The sequence below is a fragment of the Arthrobacter sp. Ha26 genome (assembly GCF_059091705.1).
On sequence record NZ_JBNHGX010000009.1, the window covers coordinates 1 to 19,592 of the forward strand.

A 19,592-nucleotide genomic window follows, 5' to 3' on the forward strand; every position below is an offset into this window, starting at 1 on the left:
CCGGCATGGCTACACCACTACAATCACCACAGACCCCACACCGCAATCGGAGGCCACCCGCCCATCAGCCGATTAACCAACCTGCCTGGGCAGTACATCTAGGCCTGCCGTTGGCGATATTCCTACTAGCCCAAGACCTTGAAGACAAGGGGAAACCTAATGAGGCGACGGAGTTATTCGAGCAGGCAGCGAGCTTGGAGGAGCCTCATGCGATCACCAAGCTCGGCATAGTTGCAGCCGAACGTGGGGACTACCCCGAAGCACTTAGGCTGCTTGGACAGGCCTCCGAGTTGGGTCACGGGCCCGCAACCGAGTGCCTTAAGACGCTGCAAGTGCAGCTCAATATAGAGGACAAGTAGCAGCCAAAAACTTCCCTTGGCGTCGTCCCAATGGGCGGACCCATATCTGCGCCTGATGTCGCCAGGGACCTATGCGACGGATCTACCTAGAGTCCTAGTAGATCGGCGTGTTCCACTGCGAACCCTTCATCGCCTCGGATACGTCCAGGCGTGTATGGGCGAAGCGATCCACTCGCACCCTGTTAAACCCAGGTATCCGACAAAGCCGATCCCAAACTCTCAGGCGCAGCGGGTAAGGCTTCGAAAAGACAGTAAGATTTGTGCCCGGTGTTGGCCGGATTTGCAGGACTTCCTTCCGGCCCCGGCGGAAATGAGCGGCAGGCATTCCTGCATCGTTGAGAACCTTAACCTCACTGCCATGAAAGTTCATCAGGTGTGTGATTACGACGGGCGAACGATGTACTCGTTCTAGAACCCATATGTCGTCCTGGACCTTTGTCAGATTCCAAGGTTCCTCTCGACCCACCTGATGCCAGTCCAGAATGGCCACTAGCAACGCCACAAAAGCCACAACCAAGCCAAGGGCTGAAACCGCCAAAGCGAGTTCGTCTGTATCCATAGTTGGGATGCTCTCATGGGGATGCAATCCTCGACCTCACATCCGTCGTCTATACAAGCCTTCTCCCGCCTGCCAGACCGATGATGAGCAAGCCGAATTTAGGTACGCGTTCTTTCATTTTTTGGTTGCCAATGCATCTCGCGCAGGAGTTGATGTCGAGCCTGAATAGCAGCGAAGGGCTCGCATCTCTGCGACTCTCGCATCGGGTTGTCTTCAGGACTGGTTGCCCGACCACCCCTAGGAAGGGGCTCAATTCTGCGCTAAGTTGCCAGCTTTACAGAATCTCCATTATCGGCGTTTCAAAATGAGCGGGGAGGGCCTGCAAAAGGGGCTGTTTGTCCGCTTCCATCAACTTGCCGAGTGTCACTACATCTGACGCATCCTCATCGATTGTTCATTACATCTGTCGGTCAGAGCAACGACGCAGACCTCCGCGAGTCTGGCTGGCCAAGGAAGCCGGGGTTGATGTTGGGCGACTCAGGCGTGTCACTTCAGTTGTTGCACCGCAGGTCAGAGACCTGGTACTGCGTCAAGTTAGATGAGAACGGACAGTTGAAGAAGCGAAGGAAGACTAGTCACCGCTCCCCTGCTCAGCCGCCACTCCCGGAGGTTGACGGAAGGGGCATTATGGCAGTCCAAAATCGACGGGGGAATGCCCGAAAGGAACCGTGCTTGGCGTTGAGCTTGGCCTTTTCACCTCTAAATCCGGAGACTCAAACCGTTTTCGAAGCGAGCTGCTCACGGGGGGAATTTTGTCTAGGAAAGCAAGGTCAAGGGGCCGACGGCGCTGGGCAGCCATCCGTCGTGAACCCGTGCGGAGTGCGCGTCTTCTTTCAGGCCTCGCTGCCCTACTCGCGGAAGACGGCGTGACGCCCCGCGGACGAGAGCTGGCGATACGTCCGTTATGGCGTTGGGAATCTGCGGAATTCGTGGGAGAAGCGCGCTGATCGGCGGCTGAGTGGCCCCTATTCAAGTCGGCGCGCGCGACGAGCTCGCTTCCCGAATTTATATGTTTTTTTGAGCTCCCCTTAAATTTCACTGCCCGTACGAGTGAGGGTCCGTAGCACTCCCCAAACTAGCGATTTGGGCATGGGGCGGTTGAAAGCCGTGACATACCGGCCAGCAGAAAAGTCTTGTTCCTGAGGGTGGATCGTGATTTTCTGGTGGAGGGGTGAACGAGCGTTCACTCCTCCGACGGTAGAACCTGCCACAGCCGAAAGCGAAAGATGCCGCGCTCCAGCGCCTTGACACCGAGACACCCATCCTCCTCTGCCATCACCGCAGTCCTGGCCCTCAGTGGCACCGTCGTTGCGCTGATGCAAACGTTGGTGATTCCGCTCCTTCCGGATTTCCCCGGAATTCTGGGCGTAAGTGCCGACGACGCTTCCTGGCTGGTCACATCCACCTTGCTTGCCAGCGCCGTGGCAACTCCGATCGTCTCGCGTAGCGCGGACATGTACGGCAAACGCAAGATGATGGTGGCCTGCCTCGCCATCATGGTGGCAGGTTCGGTGGTGGCGGCCGTAGGCGGCTCGTTTGTGTGGCTGATCATCGGCCGGACGCTCCAAGGCTTCGCCTCTGCCCTGATTCCGGTGGGCATCAGCATCATGCGCGATGAGCTGCCGAAGGAGAAGATGGGTACGGCGGTCGCGTTGATGAGCGCAACCCTGGGAATCGGCAGTGCCATGGGCCTGCCCCTTGCCGGAGTCCTGTATCAGAGTCTGGGGTGGGCATCGATATTCTGGGTGGCCGCTGCCGCTGGCACCTTGCTGCTCGTTGCCGTGGTGCTGGTGGTCCCTGAATCCAGGGTCCGTACGCCTGGCCGCTTCGACTTTGCGGGCGCGTTGGTGTTGTCAGCGGCTTTGGCCGCCTTGTTGTTGGCCATATCAAAGGGCGGTTCCTGGGGCTGGGGCTCGGAGCCTGTTCTGCTGCTGTTCCTCACAGCCGCCATACTTCTTTCCGTATGGGTGCCCTATGAGCTTAGGGTCACCCAGCCGATGGTTGACCTGCGGACCTCAGTGCGCCGCCCGGTGTTGATGACCAACGTGGCGTCGCTGCTCATCGGCTTCGCCATGTTCGCCAACATGCTCCTCACAACCCAGCAGCTGCAGCTGCCAGCCTCCACCGGGTACGGTTTCGAGTTGAGTGTAATCAGCGCCGGCCTGTGTATGGTCCCGTCCGGTCTTGCGATGGTGTTGTTCGCACCCATCTCGGGACGGATAATCCGGGTCTTCGGCGGGAAGACAGCGCTGATGGCCGGGGCAGTTGTCATGATTGTGGGCTATGTGGGCCGCGTCTTCCTCTACGATTCCATAGCCTGGGTGATCATCGGTTCAACGGTGGTGAGTGTGGGCACGGCTATCGCATACGCCTCTATGCCGACGCTGATCATGGGTGCGGTGCCCATCACGGAAACTGCCTCCGCGAACGGGTTGAACAGCCTGGTCCGGTCCATCGGTACCTCGACGTCCAGCGCTGCAGTTGCCGCCGTTCTCACCTCTGTCACCATGACGATCGGGGCTGAGCGCTTGCCGGCCTTCGACGCGTTCAAGGACGTGTTCTGGGTGGCGGCCCTTGCTTCGGCAGCATCCATCCTGGCGGCGGTCTTTATCCCACGTGCTGCTGCCGCCCAGCGGCCGCCCGCCCCCGTTGTCGCTGCTGGTGAGCTCGTCGTCCGAGGACGTGTCCTGGCCCCCGACAGGAGGCCCCTCACCCCCGCCGTGGTTACGGTCCTTCACACTGGTGGTGAGCCGGTGGACTGGAGCCGCGTGGATGCAGAGGGAAACTATTCCGTAGCCCTGCCTGGCGCTGGGAAGTACCTCATGGTGGCCAACACGGCCGGTTGGACGCCGATGGCCGAGGTCTTCGAATTCGACGGCCGCACCCTGGAGCATAACTTCCAGCTCCGGGACCGGCTGATGATCAGCGGGACAGCCAGCGCGGGCGGTCACGAGATCGCCGGGGCGGTGGTGACCCTGCTCGAGGCCGGCGGTGGTTATATTGCCACCACCCGGACGGACGAAGAGGGCGTGTATGCCTTTCCGCTGCCCCCCGCGGGCCGCTACGTGGTGAGCATGCTTACTCCGGTGACGGAGCAGGCAATGGCGCAGAAGCTCGCGGTGGACAACCGTTCGGTCACCCTAGACTTCGCCGCGCCAGCTGTGGAGCAAAGTTCCGAAGAGCCGGTGGGAGCGTGAGCGGCCCGAGCCGCGACGCGATCCTCCGCTCCGCATCACACCTTTTCGGGGAACGCGGATATCGCGCCGTCACAGTGCGTGACATTGCCGCCGAGGCCGGCGTTTCGGCGGCACTGGTCATGAAACTGTTTCTTTCAAAGGAAAAACTCTTTGCCGCGGTGCAACCGGACGAGTCACTGCTCGCCGAACTGGACGTCCCGCCGTCAGAGCTCGGCAGGGCCCTGGTGTTCCGCGTGCTCATCCGCCGCGAACGCGGCATGCAGGAGCCCTGGGCCAACATTCCTTTCGCGGTGCTCGACTCCCCGGACCCCGAGGCTGCCCGCGCAGAGACCTGCGAACGGTACCTCGCCGCCATTGCACATCTCATCGGCGACGGCTCAGCCGATCGCCGCTTCGCCGCAACCGTGACTGCCTTGATGATCGGACTCGGTGAGAGCGTCCGAACCTTGGGCATGTTTGGCGACTGGAATTTTGACGAACTAGTCGCCCATTACGGCGCAATCGTTCAGGCCGAGGTCGACGCATGCACGGCAGCAAGATAAGCGTTGCATCGAAAACGACGTTCGCAGGACGGCGGCGAATGCTGTTTTTGCAGCCGAAAGACCTCGCAACTCAGTGACAGCCCGGCCGCGGAATGCTCTCAGTCTATTAGCAACTAACGTCAGTGAGGAAACGCCGATAACGTCTTAGCCAGGTGTAGCCGCCGCGGCCGTAGCGTGACTGAAGGCCGTTGGGGTCAAGCAGTCAGGCCTGGGCCGTGAGGGCGGCCTCGAAGGCATCAGGAATACCTCTACACCCAGTACATCGGCATCGCAGACCCCTACACGGCCTCGTAGGAATAAGTCATTGCCTCGACGACGCCTGAGTGCCCGATCTAGCCGTTCCCGACCTTAGCTTACTGGTAGGCGTGCGTATTCAATTTGGAACCATTCGTACCTTCTGAACAGCGCTTCGGGCTGGCCAGTTCAAAGTTTTGGCGATCACGGCCCCTTGTGGAACGGGACTCCTCGGGTCCGGAGCACCTGGCCTCATGCGGCGGAGGTTCGTCGAGTTGGGCCACACCCAAAGCTGACACTCGGATCCTTGCCTGGTCCTTGGAACAATCGATACTGACCTACGTTTGAACGAGAGGTCCGGTCCCCCGCCCACAGCCGGGGACAATTCTCATAGGTCCACCGCTACCGCTGCCAGGGAGCTACCCTAACGGTTCCTACCTCCAGCCGTGGATAACCTGAATTGACCCCAACCATGGACGGATCAGACTCGCCGCCAGTTACGGCCGCGTGATCAGCAAGCACGGGTTTGCCCGGCCGAAGCAGGTTGACGGAATATCCGCTATCGGCCCTTAAAGCACGGGAGTAGAAGCAGCTGCAAGAATTCCCGTTCCACGGCGAAAACTCATGTTTCCGCACCTGACAAGCTCAGCGGATGATGTCGTCGGCTCTGGACGGCACCAAGAGTTCTTTTGCCGCTCGGCCGCAAGTTGGCGAAAGCTCAAGTCGCCTTTGAGTAGAACGACGGTGAAAGATTCGAAAGGGTTGGCAGCAGTGGGCGTCCCTGGAAATCACGCGACTTGTTTCATTACTGGCTACAGCCGGCGCCACTCCGGTTGAAGTTGTTGGCCTGCTCGTGCAAGCTCAGTGGTAATACTGCGCCTTGGGCTTCGTGCCGTTAGCTACCCGTAGATACAGCGACCTGGCGTTGTTTTCCGGTCCGCCTTGGCGTGGCGCCTGAGATGTAGCTGCCGGTGAGGCGCCCTGGTGGCTGCGGTAGCCGGCCAGGAACGTTGCGATCCGCTCGACGGCTTCCTCGATGTCCAGGACGGAAGGGAGGCTCACGAAGCGGAAGTGGTCCGGCGTGGGCCAGTTGAAGGCCGTGCCGTGGGATACCAAAACTTCGTGTTCCTACAGGAGGTCCAGGACAAACTTCTCGTCATTGTCGGGATAGTATTCCGCGGCCGAACGGCTAGGACCTGATCCAGGTCACGCCTGATGAACGGGGTTCGGTCCAGCCGGAACCCGTTGACGGGGTGATCGGTATTCTCCAGGCCAAAGTTCATGCCGGCCACCACCTGGCGGTCCTGGGCTCGCTGAAGGCACGGGCGAGCCGTGCCGTTTCCTTCCCGCTGGTGTTCGTGGCGTTCCGCCCAGATTCCGGAATGCTGCAGTCCGGGCAACGTGTATACACCGGTGGCGTTTTCAGCCTATTTCTTGCCTAAGTCTTTGTCTGTGTATACATTTGGTGTGTGCGCGCTAGTGAACGGGCTTACCAAACCCTCCGTGAAGAGATTCTGGAGTGGCGTCTCCTGCCGGGGACGTTTTTGGCCGAAGTCGAACAATCTGAGCGGCTTGGTGTGTCCCGAACTCCGCTGCGGGAGGCGCTTGGCAGATTGGGCGCCGAAGGACTGACGCGGTCTGCCGGGGGTCGCGGCGTCGTCGTCACTGATATCTCACTTGAGGATGTCGATGAACTGTTCGAGCTCCGCGAGACACTCGAGGGGAAGGCGGCAGCGCTGGCTGCCGAGCGGGGCGACTCAGCAGTTTTTTGGGCGCTGCACGAACATCTGTTGGCGGCGCCTGGGCTGATCAGCGGTGCCGATCCTGGGCGCCACGATTACTACGGGCTTGTTGCGCGGCTCGATGAGGCCATCGATACCGCTATCTCCAACTCCTACCTTGAACAGGCCATGCGGAGCTTGCGGGTGCATCTTGTCCGGGTCCGGCGGTTGGCCGCCGACGATGCCGCCCGGCTCACAGCCGCAGCGGCGGAACACGCTGCCATTGCCGAGGCCATCGCCATCGGAAACTCGCGCCTGGCGCAAGCGGCCACCACTCTTCATCTGCACCGCAGTCTTTCTCATTTCAAGGCCACCCACACACCCCGATAATTAGGAGACCCATGGTTAAGGAACATAACGTCCGCGTTTATAAGAGCGAGGAAAACCTGGCCCGCGAGGACCAGCTGGCGCACAAGATCGCCCAGGTTGCTGCCGACCCCGTTGACGTCAGTGCCGAGGTGACGGAGATGGTGATCAACCGCGTCATCGATAACGCGTCCGTGGCAATCGCCTCTCTGAACCGTGCACCCATTGTCGCGGCACGGACCCAGGCATTGACCCATGCTCCGAGTACAGGCGGTCAGGGCGCCAAGGTCTTCGGCATTGATGACCGCGTCTCGCCGGAATGGGCGGCATGGGCCAACGGTGTGGCGGTGCGTGAACTGGATTACCACGACACCTTCCTCGCCGCGGAGTACTCCCACCCCGGGGACAACATCCCCCCGATCCTGGCAGTCGCCCAGCACACAGGTGCAAGCGGCCGGGATCTGGTTCGCGGCATCGCGACCGGGTATGAGATCCAGGTGAACCTGGTGAAAGCGATCTGCCTGCACAAGCACAAGATCGACCATGTCGCGCACCTTGGCCCCTCCGCAGCTGCCGGGATCGGCACCCTGCTGGGCCTGGACGTCGAGACGATCTTCCAGTCCGTCGGCCAAGCCCTGCACACCACCACCGCCACGCGTCAGTCGCGCAAGGGCGAGATCTCCACTTGGAAGGCCCACGCCCCGGCCTTCGCCGGAAAGATGGCCGTCGAAGCAGTCGACCGGTCCATGCGCGGCCAAACCTCCCCCGTCCCGATCTACGAAGGCGAAGACGGAGTGATCGCCTGGCTGCTGGACGGACCGGACGCCTCCTACGAGGTGCCGCTTCCCCTGCCCGGCGAAGCCAAGCGCGCCATCCTGGACACGTACACGAAGGAACACTCCGCCGAGTACCAGGCGCAGGCATGGATCGACCTCGCCCGGAAGCTCAACCGCGAACACCCCGAAGCCACCGACCCGGCCAACGTAAAGTCCGTGCTGATCAGGACCAGCCACCACACCCACTATGTCATCGGCTCCGGCGCCAACGATCCGCAGAAGTACTCCCCCACCGCTTCGAGGGAGACACTGGATCACTCGATCCCGTACATCTTCACGGTTGCTCTGCAGGACGGGGCCTGGCACCACGTGGACTCCTACTCTCCCACCCGGGCAGCAAGGCCGGACACTGTGGAGCTGTGGCAGAAGGTGTCCACCGAGGAGGACCCGGAGTGGACCCGCCGCTACCACTCCCTGGACATCAACGAAAAGGCGTTCGGCGGCTCGGTGGAGATCACCCTCGCTGACGGGACAGTCATCACCGATGAGATCGCCGTCGCGGACGCCCACCCGCTCGGTGCCCGGCCGTTCGCGCGGGAGCAGTACGTCCACAAGTTCCGCACCCTCGCCGCAGGGCTTGTCGAGGAGGCAGAGATCGAGCGGTTCCTCGTCGCCGTCGAACGCCTGCCCGAACTCGCGGCAGGCGAGCTGGACCAGCTGAACATTACCGCCGCCCCTGGTGTCATTAACGTGGACGCTGCACCGAAGGGGCTGTTCTAGATGCTGTACTCCAAAGTCACTCCTGAGCAGAAGCGGGTCCGGTTCCGCGAGCTACTGGCGTCGGGGACCATTGCGCAGTTCCCTGGCGCGTTCAACCCGCTCTCGGCCCGGCTCATCCAGGAGAAGGGCTTCGCGGGGGTCTATATCTCGGGCGCCGTCCTGGCCAACGACCTTGGCCTGCCCGATATCGGCCTGACCACCCTGACCGAGGTGGCTACCCGGGCCGGGCAGATCGCCCGGATGACGGACCTGCCGGCCATCGTGGACGCCGATACCGGTTTCGGCGAGCCCATGAACGTGGCCCGTACCGTCCAGGAAATTGAGAACGCAGGCCTCGCCGGGCTGCACATCGAGGACCAGTTCAACCCCAAGCGCTGCGGCCACCTGGACGGCAAGAACGTGGTGGACCTGGAGACCGCCACCAAGCGCATCCGCGCCGCCGCCGACGCCCGCCGCGACCCGAACTTCCTCATCATGGCCCGCACCGACATCCGCGCAACGGACGGACTTCAAGCGGCCAAGGATCGCGCCAAAGCCCTGGTGGACGCGGGCGCGGACGCCATCTTCCCCGAAGCCATGAAGGACCTCGCCGAATTCCAGGCCATCCGCGACGCTGTCACGGTGCCCATCCTGGCCAACATGACCGAATTCGGCAAAAGCGACCTCTTCTCGACGAGAGAGCTGCAGGCCGTGGGCATCAACATGGTCATCTACCCGGTCACCCTGCTCCGCAGCGCCATGGGGGCAGCTGAACGAGTCTTGGACACGCTAAAGAGTCTGGGAACCCAAGAAGTACGGGTTCCTGAGATGCTCACCAGGGCCCGTCTCTATGACCTCGTGGACTACGAGTCGTACAACAAATTTGATTCCGGCATCTTTAACTTCCAGATCCCCCACACCCGCTAGTAAGGGCTGCAACGAAGGAGTTCAGCATGACTGACACAGAGATTAAAAAGGGCCTTGCAGGCGTCGTGGTGGACTACACCGCCGTCTCAAAGGTCAACGCAGAAACTAACTCGCTGCTGTACCGCGGCTACCCCGTCCAGGAGCTGGCCGCCCGCTGCAGCTTCGAAGAGGTCGCCTACCTGCTCTGGAACGGGGAACTGCCCACCCCGGACCAGCTGGCGGAGTTCACGGCGCGGGAACAGGCCGGCCGTGCACTCGATCCTGCGCTCAAGGCCATCATCGACGCATTGCCCACAGACGCCCACCCCATGGATATCTGCCGGACAGCGGCCTCGGTGCTCGGAGCACGCCACGAGCTGGCGGAGGACTCGTCGCAAGAGGCCAACATGAACAAGGCCATCGACCTGTGGGCCGCCATGCCGGCAGTGGTGGCGTACGACCAGCGCCGCCGGCGCGGCCAGGACCTCATAGAACCCCGCGAGGACCTGGGCTATTCAGCCAACTTCCTCTGGATGACCTTCGGCGAGGAAGCCCTGCACGAGGTCATCGAGGCATTCAACGTCTCGATGATCCTCTACGCGGAGCACTCGTTCAACGCCTCCACCTTCACGGCTCGAGTGGTGACGTCAACCTTGTCCGATCTTCATTCAGCGGTGACGGCCGCCATAGGAGCGCTCAAGGGGCCCTTGCACGGCGGTGCCAATGAAGCCGTCATGCACACCTTCAATGAGATCGGCATCCGACCTGAGGAATCCCTCGAGGAGGCAGCCGGCCGGGCAAAGGTCTGGATCGAAGATGCCCTTGCCCAGAAGAAGAAGATCATGGGCTTTGGTCACCGCGTCTACAAGCACGGCGACTCCCGGGTACCCACGATGAAGGCAGCCCTGGACAAGATGATCGCCCACTACGGTCGGCCGGAACTCCTGGGCCTCTACCAAGGGTTTGAAAAAGCCATGGGCGAGACCAAGGCCATCAAACCCAACCTCGACTACCCCGCCGGGCCCACGTACCACCTCATGGGCTTCGACACTCCCACTTTTACGCCGATCTTCGTCGCCAGCCGCATCACCGGCTGGACCGCCCACATCATGGAACAATCGGCATCCAACTCCCTGATCCGCCCTCTGAGCGCCTACAACGGCGTAGAGCAGCGATCCCTGTAGCCGGTCTGTTGCCGGCCCCCATTAGCCGCGGTGGGGCGCTCGATGGTCATCCGGACCATCAACTATCGCAACGTTCTCAGCGCCTCACCGCTTCAGTCTCAGTACTTTTTGCTATGTCGAAACGAAAGAAATTTGTGAATCTTCACTTGCAGCGCACGCCAGGACAACGTGTGGAAGTACGACGTTACGGTGAAATCGTTCGAACAGGAACGGTTGAAGACGTTATGCCAAACAGTCCATACTTCGGATCTCAGCAGGTGGAGCGTTTCCGCGCCAGATGGTGGAGAGAGTCGAGGGATACGAGGTCTACTCCCGTTATCCGTGGGAGCCACCGCCTCCCCCCTCGCAAACGCAGCGCTTCCCTTCTGGCGAACTAACAGTCGATGGTTCTCTGGCCACGTTTAGACAGCCGCAGCATTAAGCGCTATTTATGTACGACCACGGCGTCCGCCACGCTGAGGATGGAAATCTCCCGGGGAGGTTCGGCAGGCGCCCGCCGTTGTAAATTCTATCCTCACGATGTTGCCATGACGCTGGCGCCCACAGCTGTGACTGCTACCAAAGGCGCGCATTCTATTCGCCCCTCTTCTTGTTTAATTTGATGTCACAAAGCATGGGCGCCATAACAAAACTCCTCATCAACCCCTTCATGCCGGGAAAGGAACCGCAAGATCGGCGGCAAGCCGCCTGATGATTCCCCTCCCCCAGCCCTGGCTTGCGTGGCGAGCGATGATGTCCTTGCTCAATGACCCGTAAGGCGGACCACCTGGGAGACGTTGCCCATGCCCGAGGACCCGCCGCCGAAAATGGGCGCAGTGTCCACGGGCCGGTCAACGGATTCCATGTTGGCGTCCCATGGCTCGCCCAGCCCGGAGTGGGTGCCGATGGGGGCGTAGGGGTGTTCGGTCTGCCGGTGCGTCCACGTGTAGTCGGTGGCGATGGCCGCCTTCGAAGCACGCGAGGACGCGACGCTTGAGGTCCCGCCACACGTCCATATCGCCCGCACGGACCTCTATCTGAGCGGTCGAGTCGCCGGCGATGACGTTCGTGGCTCGAACCGTTCGACGGCAGCCATGGTGACAACCGAAGCGCTCCGCTCAGTGCCCCGTCATTCCGTGGATTATGAGCGTCCGCGACCGGTTCTTCCCGGACCCTTCTTAGATGAAGCAACGTATGCGGCCCCGCGGTCCCTCCCCTGAGTCAACGCGCAGCCTTGACTCTCGACCTGACCTTCTCTAGGGTGATTCCAATCACTTCTATTGTTACTATCGTTATAACATTGGAGGGCGGCGAAGGCCCGCAGGCTTCGACTAGTCCGCGAGCATTCTCCGAAGGCGACCGTTTGGGAGGCGGACTACTTCTATGCGTCCCGACGGCCTGACCTCCTGACCGAACTCCTAATCTCCCTCTACAACCTCGGAGGTAATCACTATGAGCTTTACAGCGTCCGCAGACGAATACGATTCCCAGACCTATGACCCATGCTCCCCGGCGGTGAAGCCAAAAGTGGAGGATCATTTTGAGCAGTTGCGCGGCAAGTGCCCGGTGCACCACCACAAGTTTTCAGATGACCAAATCAAGAGTTTCAACGACAACCCGTTTGTGTCCGGCCGGGTCGACGAAATGTTTTCCCTGCTGCGCTACCGGGACGTAGAGGACGCCCTGCAGAATCCGGAGATGTTCCTCAACATTGAGGGCTCGGGCCCTGAACGCATGCGCCCTCCGGAAGGCGGGGCAACACTAGTCTGGGCTGATGGGGAGGCGCACAAACGCTCTCGCCGCATCGCTCAACCTGCGCTGTCACCCCGGGCCATCGCGCCTCTTACCCCCATGCTGCAGAACCGCATCGACGAACTAATCGATGGGTTTGCGGACCAGGGCCGCATGGACGTAATGCACGACTTTGCGCTTCCGCTGACCAGCGGAATGATCACTTACTTGCTAGGGCTACCCACAGAGAGGGCGGAGGATCTGCAGCGTTGGGCGTTCGCCATCCTATCCATCTGGGGCGGCGATGATGCGGCCGTTGAGCACGGGACGAAAGCCATAGCCGAAATCGGCCAGTTCGTGGCGGAAATTGGTCCAGAACGGATTGCGGCGGTCGAACGGGGGGAGGAACTTACAGACGCCCTAACAATGTTGCTCACCACCCCTGACGAGAACGGCTCGTACTTCAGCCAAGAGGAAGTGGTAAACGCTCTGGCCCAGCTGATCACCGCAGGCTTCGAGTCGACTGCCACCGCGATTACAAACGGCGTCTACCTGTTATGCGCCAACCCAGGTGAACGTCGCAAGCTGGAAGAGCGGCCGGAGCTAATGAAGACCGCCGTCGAAGAAATCCTACGGTACATGGCTCCGGTCGAGGGGCTCTTTCGCACTACGGCCAGCGAGACGGAGATCGGCGGTACGGCTCTGGACAAAGGAGCGAAAGTTCGTGTCGTTTTCGCCTCGGCCAACATGGATGATGACGTCTTCAGCGACCCCCGAACATTCCGGATTGACCGGGAGCGCACGGAGCTGCAAAAGCATACGTCGTTCGGGAAAGGTCCCCACTCCTGCCTTGGCAACTCGCTGGCCCGCCAGGAGATGAACCTGGCGTTCTCTTCGCTGTTCGCGCGGATCCCCACGCTGGAACTTGATCCCGAGGATGAGCCCCGGCGGAACAAACTCATGATCATCCATGGATACGAGTACGTTCCGGTGCGTTGGGACCCGACAAGTGTGCTTCCTAGAGCGGGTGTGGACGCCTACCAAACTTTGCCACAACACTAACTCGCACCGAGGAGATAGTTTCATGACGGTGTTCTTCACAGAGATAGACCCCGGCCTGTGCATGGGGGCGCAGCGCTGCACCTTCCTCGTCCCGGAGTCGTTCAAGCTGAACAATGAAGGTATTGCTGAAGTCACGGACCCTATGGGCCTGACGGAAGAGCAAGCGGAGAGGGCCGCAGCGGAATGCCCAAACCTGGCCATTTCCGTGGTGCGCCACGCGGATCCTGCCGGCGACCTGCCATCCACTCACGAAGCTATGGGAGGGCCACAATGACGCCGAGAATAATCTTCGTCGGTGAGAGCGGAGCTGAAAGGACCGTCGAGGCCTCGGCGGGAGACTCACTGATGACGGTGGCTGTGAACCATGATATTCCGGGCATAGAGGGTGAATGCGGCGGTGAGATGGCCTGTGGCACATGCCACGTCCGTGTCGTCCCAGAGTGGATCGACCGCGTGCCAGCACCTAGCGATGACGAGGCCGAGCTGATCGAAGTCCTCGTCGTCGGCACCGTCGGCGCGAACAGCAGGCTCGGCTGCCAAATTCAGGTGGACCCGAAGCTCGACGGCCTCTCCGTAACGGTTCCTTATCGACTAGAGACACTCAGGTGATTCCCAACAGTTCAGCAAAGGACCGAAGCGTGAATAAACACTACGATGTTGTGATCGTGGGGGCCGGCCACGGAGGGGTCAACCTGGCCGCTTACTTAATGAAGGGCGGCTACCAAGGGTCCGTCGCACTGGTTAGCGCCGAAACTACCCTGCCGTACAAGCGGCCTCCGTTGTCCAAAGGGTTCCTTTTCGGCGCAGAGTCCTTGGAGTCCCTACCCCTGAGGACCGCAGAGTATTGGGCCAGCTCGCCAGTAGAACTCGTATTGGGGACCGACGTCATCAAGGTGTTGCCAAGTGAACGGAAAGTCCTCACCGCCACCGGCCGGGAGCTCTCGTACGGTCGCCTCGTCTGGGCGGCTGGCGGCAGCGCCCGTTCCCTCGCAATCCCTGGAAGCGGGCTCCCGGGGGTGCACGTCGTCCGCACATTGGACCACGTAATCGCACTCAAGGAAGAGCTTCGGCGAGCCTCCAAGGTGGTGTTCGTCGGTGGTGGCTACATAGGTCTTGAGACAGCCGCCGCTTGCCGCGGCCTGGGGCATGACGTGACGGTCATCGAAGCCGCCGGCCGTGTGCTGGAACGCGTGACCTCCGCAGAGATTTCTGAGTACTTCCAGCGGGTGCATCGGAAGGCTGGTGTGGACATCCGGCTGAACGCAACCGTGCAGGAGTTCACCGAGCGGGACGGACGCGTGGCGTCGGTGGTCCTTGCTGACAGCGTGGTTCCCGCCGACGTCGTCATCGTCGGAGTCGGTCTCGTCCCCAACACTGACGTCCTAGCAGCGGCCGGGGCAGTCTGCAGCAACGGTATTGAGGTGGACGAGCTGTGCCGGACTAGCCTATCCGCCATCTCCGCAATCGGGGACTGCACCAGTCAGCTCAATCCGTACGCCCCAGACCGACGAATGCGCTTGGAATCAGTTCAGAACGCGAACGAACAGGCCAAGGTTGTGGCCTCGGATCTGCTTGGTGTCCCCGCGGCGACCGACGAAGTCCCCAAGTTTTGGTCCGACCAGTACCATGTCAAGCTCAAGACCGCAGGTCTAGTAGCGGGACACCATCAGGTGGTCGTTCGCGGCAATAGCGATAACGATGTCTTTTCAGTCCTTTACCTCTCGGCGGGTCGGCTCGTGGCCATCGACGCCGTCAACAACCCTGCCGACTTCGCGCAGGGAAGTGCTCTGATAAAGCAGCGCGTCCAGGTAGCTGCCGACATCTTGGCGGATCCCGAACGGCCACTGCGGGAACTAGTACTTCACTCAAATACATCCCAATCACTCTGACTCAGCGCTCAAAATTCGAACTGCCAGACTTGAGCAAGTCCCTCAAAACGATGCGAAGAGTCTCTCGCAGATGAACCGGGCTCCAGGATCGTTCGGTTAGTTAGCTTGCCACTCCTAAGGGGCGAGACTCCTAGCCGAAGATTTTCCCGGGCTCTCCGTCCGTCGTCTATTCAGGCTGACTCGACGCTTCTTAGCCGACGACCCATCCGTAAATTAACGTTCCATCATCAACCGAAGGAAAAATATGAAAAGCCACGAAAATCGCGTTGCAATCGTCACCGGTGCCGCCAATGGCATAGGACAGCAGACAGCTGTGCGGCTTGCCGAGCAGGGCGCAAAGCTCGTTCTGATCGATATTGCGACATGTCAAGAAACGCTAGACATGCTCGAGGGCGCCGAGGTCCTCGTGGAAAAGATCGACGTAAGTGAACCAGCAGCGTGGAATGGAATGGCCGAACGGGTCCGCGAGCGGTTCGGTCGTGCAGATATCCTAATCAACAACGCTGGCATCTACCCCTACGCCGCCTGGGAAAGCCTAGACTACGCCTTGTGGTCCAAGGTCCTACGTGTCAATTTGGACTCCCAGTTCCTCGCAGCCAAAACATTTGTTCCGCTTATGCAGGAAAACCAGTGGGGGGCGATCATCAACATAACGTCGAATTCGATTGTAATGAATCTGCCAGGATTGTCGCCCTATATGGCCAGCAAGATGGGAGTCATTGGCTTCACTAGGGGACTTGCCAATGAACTCGGGCAATTTGGCATAACTGTCAATGCTGTCGGACCGGCAATCACGCGCACGCCCGGAACGAGTGGTATGCCGGACGAATTCATGACACAGATCGCGGAGTCGCAAGTGATTAAAAGAGTTGCGGAAACGAATGACATAGTCGGCCCTATTCTTTTTCTCAGCAGCGAGGACGGCAGGTTCATGACTGGACAAACGGTAATTGTAGACGGAGGAATGATGAAGCTCTAAAAGCAAAGAAACCGATAGCGCTGACTGAGTAGCAAGTTACAAGGAAACATCACGAGGCGTCCGCCTTTACCTGAGGAGTAACCATGAGCACCGTTAGCCGTATATTTGCCCTCGCGTTATGTCGTTCCCGCCATCCCCGACCTAGCAGTTACCAGACTGCCAAGCGCTGCGCCGCAACTAATCAATTTGTCGGCTCCGAAGTTCTGGTCGCCAGCTCAATTCAAGAGGAGCAACGGCCTACTGTAGTTCCTCTGAAAAAGTCGGAGGCTGAATCCGATGCCTTTGGCTCTGGACGGATCACCTGCTCTCCCTGGGCGGGTATGTACTTTGAACAAGACGGAACTTACGACGCCGAACTTAAATTTGAAATGCATTCTAAAGACGAACTGGAACGCTTCCTTGTGGAAATTTCGCACACCGGATAGGCCTTTCCAGGCTCCTACCTTCTCCCTCAATCATTGCCTCCAATGAGGTCACGGGGTGGCAGACGCCATCGAGCTGAGCGGATCGTTCAGGATGACAGCACTTGTCGGGGAAACCCCTGGGCTGCCCGGAGCAAACCATTCGTGGGGAGGGCTGGTCCTCTTCTGCCAGTTCTCAGACGTGTTCTCAATCTGAACCGCACTGCCAAGGGCCGGCCGATTACTAGAAGTAAACCGAGAATAAGTGCACGCCAGCTGTGTAATCGGCAGTGTCAAGCCATCTCAGTACCCTGCTCCCAGCTGAGGTAGCGGGGAGATGTGCAGGAAGGGTACATCATCCTGTCGGCCAAAGGTCGAGCAGGTTCTATCACCGCGGCGGTATGGCGGAACCTATGGGTTGTCGGGTACTGAGAGGGGACTAACGTGATAATTTTTTCATTGGTGGCTACACACGCCGACATTGATCTTGAGACCGTTGCTCAGTTGAGCAACGGTTTCTCCAAGGTTGCAGCCTCCGCCCTGTCCGGATCGGCAGAGGTGACTGGCGTAGTGGTCCTTGCCACCTGCAACCGCTATGAAATCTACGGCGAAGCCCCCCACTCCAATAATGTGGAGGCTGCCCGCGCAGCGCTTGTAGCAGAAATCAGCGAAGCCAGCGGGCTCAGCGAGCCCCTCGTCTCCCGGTCGCTCAGCACTCGCACCGGCCCTGAAGTAAGCCGGCACCTCTTTGCCGTCAGCGCCGGACTGGATTCCGCCGTTGTTGGTGAACGCGAAATCGCAGGGCAGGTCCGGCGGGCACTCATCACAGCCCAGCGCGAGGGCACAGCAAGCTCAGGCCTGATCCGGCTGTTCCAGGCCGCCTCAAAGACCGCAAAGGACGTCGGGGCGCAGACCGCCCTTGGCTCCCGGGGCCTGTCCATCGTTTCAGTCGCGCTGGACCTCGCAACTGACGTCTCCGAGAATCCGGACTGGTCCAGCAAGAAAGTCGTTGTCTTCGGCACCGGAGCCTACGCCGGCGCCACCATGGCGCTCCTGCGCGAACGCGGCTGCACCGACATCTCAGTCTTTTCCTCGTCAGGCCGCGCCGAAGGATTCGTCGCCACCCGCGGCGGCACCGCGCTCAGGGCTGAATCGCTCCGGCCGGCAGTGGCTGTCGCAGATGTGATGATCGGCTGCAGCGGTTCCGACACCAGGGTGGAGGCCGACGAACTGGCCGACGTCCGCGCGAACTCCCCGCAGCCGCTGATCGCCGTTGACCTTGCGCTCACCCACGACTTCGACCCAGGAGTGGGTGACCTGGACGGCGTTGAACTCATCACCCTGGACTCAGTGCGCCGCGCTACCCCGCAGGAACAGGCTGAATCCCTGTCCCAGGCAAGCAGCATCGTCAGCGGCGCCGCCCACGCCTTCGAGCACGAGCGCGAGGTTCGGTCCGTAGATTCCGCCATCGTTGCCCTGCGCCGGCACACCATGAAGGTGCTCGACGCGGAAATGAAAAAAGTCCGTGCCCTCCACGGCTGCACAGCCGCCGCGGAGGAAGTGGAGTTCGCACTCCGCCGCATGGTCAAACAGCTCCTCCACGTGCCCACCGTTCGTGCCCGGGAGCTTGCGGCCATCGGCCTCCAGGACGACTACCTGGCCGCCCTGGAGGCTCTGTACGGCATCACAATAGAGCTGCCGGCGGCCCCCACCCCCACCGCGCACACGGAATGCAGGGTGGACCACCGCGGCCGCACAAGCGCTTGACCAACCCGTTCGGCAAGCGGCAGGGAACTGCAACATTGATGCTTTGACGGTTGCATATCAATCTTCCTCCACCGCACTGAGAGGGGCCACCTAGCGTTTCGGAATGCTGAGGTAAGTAGCCAGACTGAGCCAGCAGTAAGGGTTGGCGCCGCCGACCCGGCGTCGACCTCGTTGCTGTCCCCGTGAAGGTTCCCCATCACCGGGAGTTCGTCGATGCAACCCTCGAGGCGCATAAAAGGGTTGAGGCGATGGCGTAGCGGGCACGCGAGCTCGGTATTCGTACCGCAGTCGGCTTGCAGGCTCGATCCGCACCGACCTTTCGCTACGTCCGAGACCTGATCGCGATGGCTACGTGGGTGGGTGTGGTGTTGTCCACGACACTTGTACGATTCAGCAACAGCATTGGCGGAACGGAACGTCAGACGATGATTCTTCTTGAACGGCCGGGCCAACGGTGCGAGGGTGCTGACGATCCCGTGCGGCCACACTATCGATGCGCTGTGCTGGGTCCTGGGCGAGTTCAGAGAGGTCTCTGCGACACTGGTGACGCGTCGTCCGACTTGCGTCGTAACGGAGACCCAGGAGGTCCGGACAAGGGACTTTGACGACCAGATAGTGGTAAGTGGTGTGCTCACCGATATTGTCGCGGTCTCGGTGCATCACCGCGGCGGAACATCCCGCGGTACTAATTTCTTGTGGGAAATCAATGGCACAGAGGGTGACCTTCAAATAACTGCCCCTCTGGGCAGGCTCAGCTAGGACGCCTGCGCGGCGTCGGCCGCGTCCAACGCCGCCACCGCGTCCGCGCTCGTGGCGGAAGCGAGGGTGGCAAGCACCTCCCCGTGGCGGGATCCGCACGTCAAACGTGCCGCCGTCGGACGCATCCACCCACTTCCCGCCGATCAACAGACCGGTGGGCACGGATGCAAGCAGAGCGGTCTCACGCTCAGGTGAGACCGTTGGTGGGCGGGACGGCGGGGAAGAGCGCAGATGTAAGCGTCATGCAAAAATCCTTAAGGTGGGGTCACTTAACTGGCGGCGGCTCAACTCAACCTCTTGCGCGGTCAGCGCTTCGGATGAGAGCAAGTGAAGATGTCTAAGCGAGTGGCGAAAGCATCGCTCGCTTCGCAGATCCGACCGGTTGGAGAACGCCGGCCTTGTCCAGCGCGGCGCTGATCCAG

16 protein-coding genes and 3 pseudogenes are annotated in these 19,592 nt (G+C 60.7%); 15 read left to right on the forward strand and 4 right to left on the reverse strand.

Annotated elements, in window-relative coordinates:
- Window positions 1–102, forward strand: a pseudogene (locus AC5RVY_RS17880) (IS481 family transposase); the annotation flags it as partial.
- Between the two features lie 351 nt (window positions 103–453).
- Here the strand turns inward: AC5RVY_RS17880 and AC5RVY_RS17885 are convergent.
- A complete protein-coding gene (locus tag AC5RVY_RS17885; RefSeq protein WP_493956041.1) occupies window positions 454–918 on the reverse strand; it encodes a hypothetical protein in 465 nt (154 codons plus the stop codon).
- A 1,226-nt stretch (window positions 919–2,144) separates the two neighbouring features.
- Here AC5RVY_RS17885 and AC5RVY_RS17890 point away from each other — a divergent pair.
- Entirely contained in the window at window positions 2,145–4,115 is a 1,971-nt protein-coding gene (locus AC5RVY_RS17890; RefSeq protein WP_493956042.1) for an MFS transporter, read from the forward strand.
- Window positions 4,112–4,657: a TetR/AcrR family transcriptional regulator gene (locus tag AC5RVY_RS17895; protein WP_493956043.1), complete on the forward strand. Its 546-nt coding sequence runs from the start codon at window positions 4,112–4,114 to the stop codon at window positions 4,655–4,657. Before AC5RVY_RS17890 ends, AC5RVY_RS17895 begins: the two co-directional genes overlap by 4 nt.
- Before the next feature lie 1,209 nt (window positions 4,658–5,866).
- On the opposite strand, the pseudogene AC5RVY_RS17900 reads toward AC5RVY_RS17895, so the two are convergent.
- A pseudogene (locus tag AC5RVY_RS17900) lies at window positions 5,867–6,067 on the reverse strand (aminotransferase); the annotation flags it as partial.
- A 293-nt stretch (window positions 6,068–6,360) separates the two neighbouring features.
- Here AC5RVY_RS17900 and AC5RVY_RS17905 point away from each other — a divergent pair.
- Genes AC5RVY_RS17905 through AC5RVY_RS17920 form a run of 4 tightly spaced genes read left to right on the forward strand, consistent with a single transcriptional unit; the run spans window position 6,361 to window position 10,603 of the window.
- Window positions 6,361–7,002 (forward strand): GntR family transcriptional regulator, encoded by a 642-nt coding sequence (locus tag AC5RVY_RS17905; protein WP_493956044.1) that lies wholly within the window; start codon window positions 6,361–6,363, stop codon window positions 7,000–7,002.
- Window positions 7,003–7,013: 11 nt separating this feature from the next.
- Window positions 7,014–8,534: an MmgE/PrpD family protein gene (locus tag AC5RVY_RS17910; RefSeq protein WP_493956045.1), complete on the forward strand. Its 1,521-nt coding sequence runs from the start codon at window positions 7,014–7,016 to the stop codon at window positions 8,532–8,534.
- Window positions 8,535–9,440 (forward strand): methylisocitrate lyase, encoded by a 906-nt coding sequence (gene prpB, locus AC5RVY_RS17915; protein WP_493956046.1) that lies wholly within the window; start codon window positions 8,535–8,537, stop codon window positions 9,438–9,440.
- 26 nt (window positions 9,441–9,466) lie between these two features.
- A complete protein-coding gene (locus AC5RVY_RS17920; protein ID WP_493956047.1) occupies window positions 9,467–10,603 on the forward strand; it encodes a bifunctional 2-methylcitrate synthase/citrate synthase in 1,137 nt (378 codons plus the stop codon).
- A gap of 742 nt (window positions 10,604–11,345) precedes the next feature.
- On the opposite strand, the gene AC5RVY_RS17925 is transcribed toward AC5RVY_RS17920, so the two are convergent.
- Complete coding sequence (locus AC5RVY_RS17925; RefSeq protein WP_493956048.1) at window positions 11,346–11,609, reverse strand: hypothetical protein; 264 nt, start codon at window positions 11,607–11,609, stop codon at window positions 11,346–11,348.
- 425 nt (window positions 11,610–12,034) lie between these two features.
- On the opposite strand from AC5RVY_RS17925, the gene AC5RVY_RS17930 reads away from it, so the two are divergent.
- The 8 genes from AC5RVY_RS17930 (at window position 12,035) to AC5RVY_RS17965 (ending at window position 19,170) form a co-directional block, all read left to right on the forward strand.
- Window positions 12,035–13,375 carry a cytochrome P450 gene (locus AC5RVY_RS17930; protein ID WP_493956049.1) on the forward strand — a complete coding sequence of 447 codons (1,341 nt, stop codon included), beginning with the start codon at window positions 12,035–12,037 and terminating at the stop codon, window positions 13,373–13,375.
- A gap of 22 nt (window positions 13,376–13,397) precedes the next feature.
- Window positions 13,398–13,649, forward strand: a complete 252-nt coding sequence (locus AC5RVY_RS17935) for a ferredoxin (protein WP_493956050.1) — start codon at window positions 13,398–13,400, stop codon at window positions 13,647–13,649.
- Complete coding sequence (locus tag AC5RVY_RS17940; protein ID WP_493956051.1) at window positions 13,646–13,984, forward strand: 2Fe-2S iron-sulfur cluster-binding protein; 339 nt, start codon at window positions 13,646–13,648, stop codon at window positions 13,982–13,984. Before AC5RVY_RS17935 ends, AC5RVY_RS17940 begins: the two co-directional genes overlap by 4 nt.
- 29 nt (window positions 13,985–14,013) lie before the next feature.
- Entirely contained in the window at window positions 14,014–15,264 is a 1,251-nt protein-coding gene (locus AC5RVY_RS17945; protein WP_493956052.1) for an NAD(P)/FAD-dependent oxidoreductase, read from the forward strand.
- Between the two features lie 244 nt (window positions 15,265–15,508).
- Window positions 15,509–16,243, forward strand: a complete 735-nt coding sequence (locus tag AC5RVY_RS17950) for an SDR family NAD(P)-dependent oxidoreductase (RefSeq protein WP_493956053.1) — start codon at window positions 15,509–15,511, stop codon at window positions 16,241–16,243.
- Window positions 16,244–16,326: 83 nt separating this feature from the next.
- Entirely contained in the window at window positions 16,327–16,668 is a 342-nt protein-coding gene (locus tag AC5RVY_RS17955; RefSeq protein WP_493956054.1) for a hypothetical protein, read from the forward strand.
- A 420-nt stretch (window positions 16,669–17,088) separates the two neighbouring features.
- On the forward strand, window positions 17,089–18,411 hold the full coding sequence (locus AC5RVY_RS17960) for a glutamyl-tRNA reductase (protein WP_493956055.1): 1,323 nt from the start codon (window positions 17,089–17,091) through the stop codon (window positions 18,409–18,411).
- Window positions 18,412–18,846: 435 nt separating this feature from the next.
- Window positions 18,847–19,170: a Gfo/Idh/MocA family protein gene (locus AC5RVY_RS17965; protein WP_493956056.1), complete on the forward strand. Its 324-nt coding sequence runs from the start codon at window positions 18,847–18,849 to the stop codon at window positions 19,168–19,170.
- On the opposite strand, the pseudogene AC5RVY_RS17970 reads toward AC5RVY_RS17965, so the two are convergent.
- A pseudogene (locus AC5RVY_RS17970) lies at window positions 19,170–19,414 on the reverse strand (NAD-dependent succinate-semialdehyde dehydrogenase); the annotation flags it as partial. The gene AC5RVY_RS17965 and the pseudogene AC5RVY_RS17970 sit on opposite strands and share 1 nt — an antisense overlap.
- Window positions 19,415–19,592 lie beyond the last annotated feature (178 nt).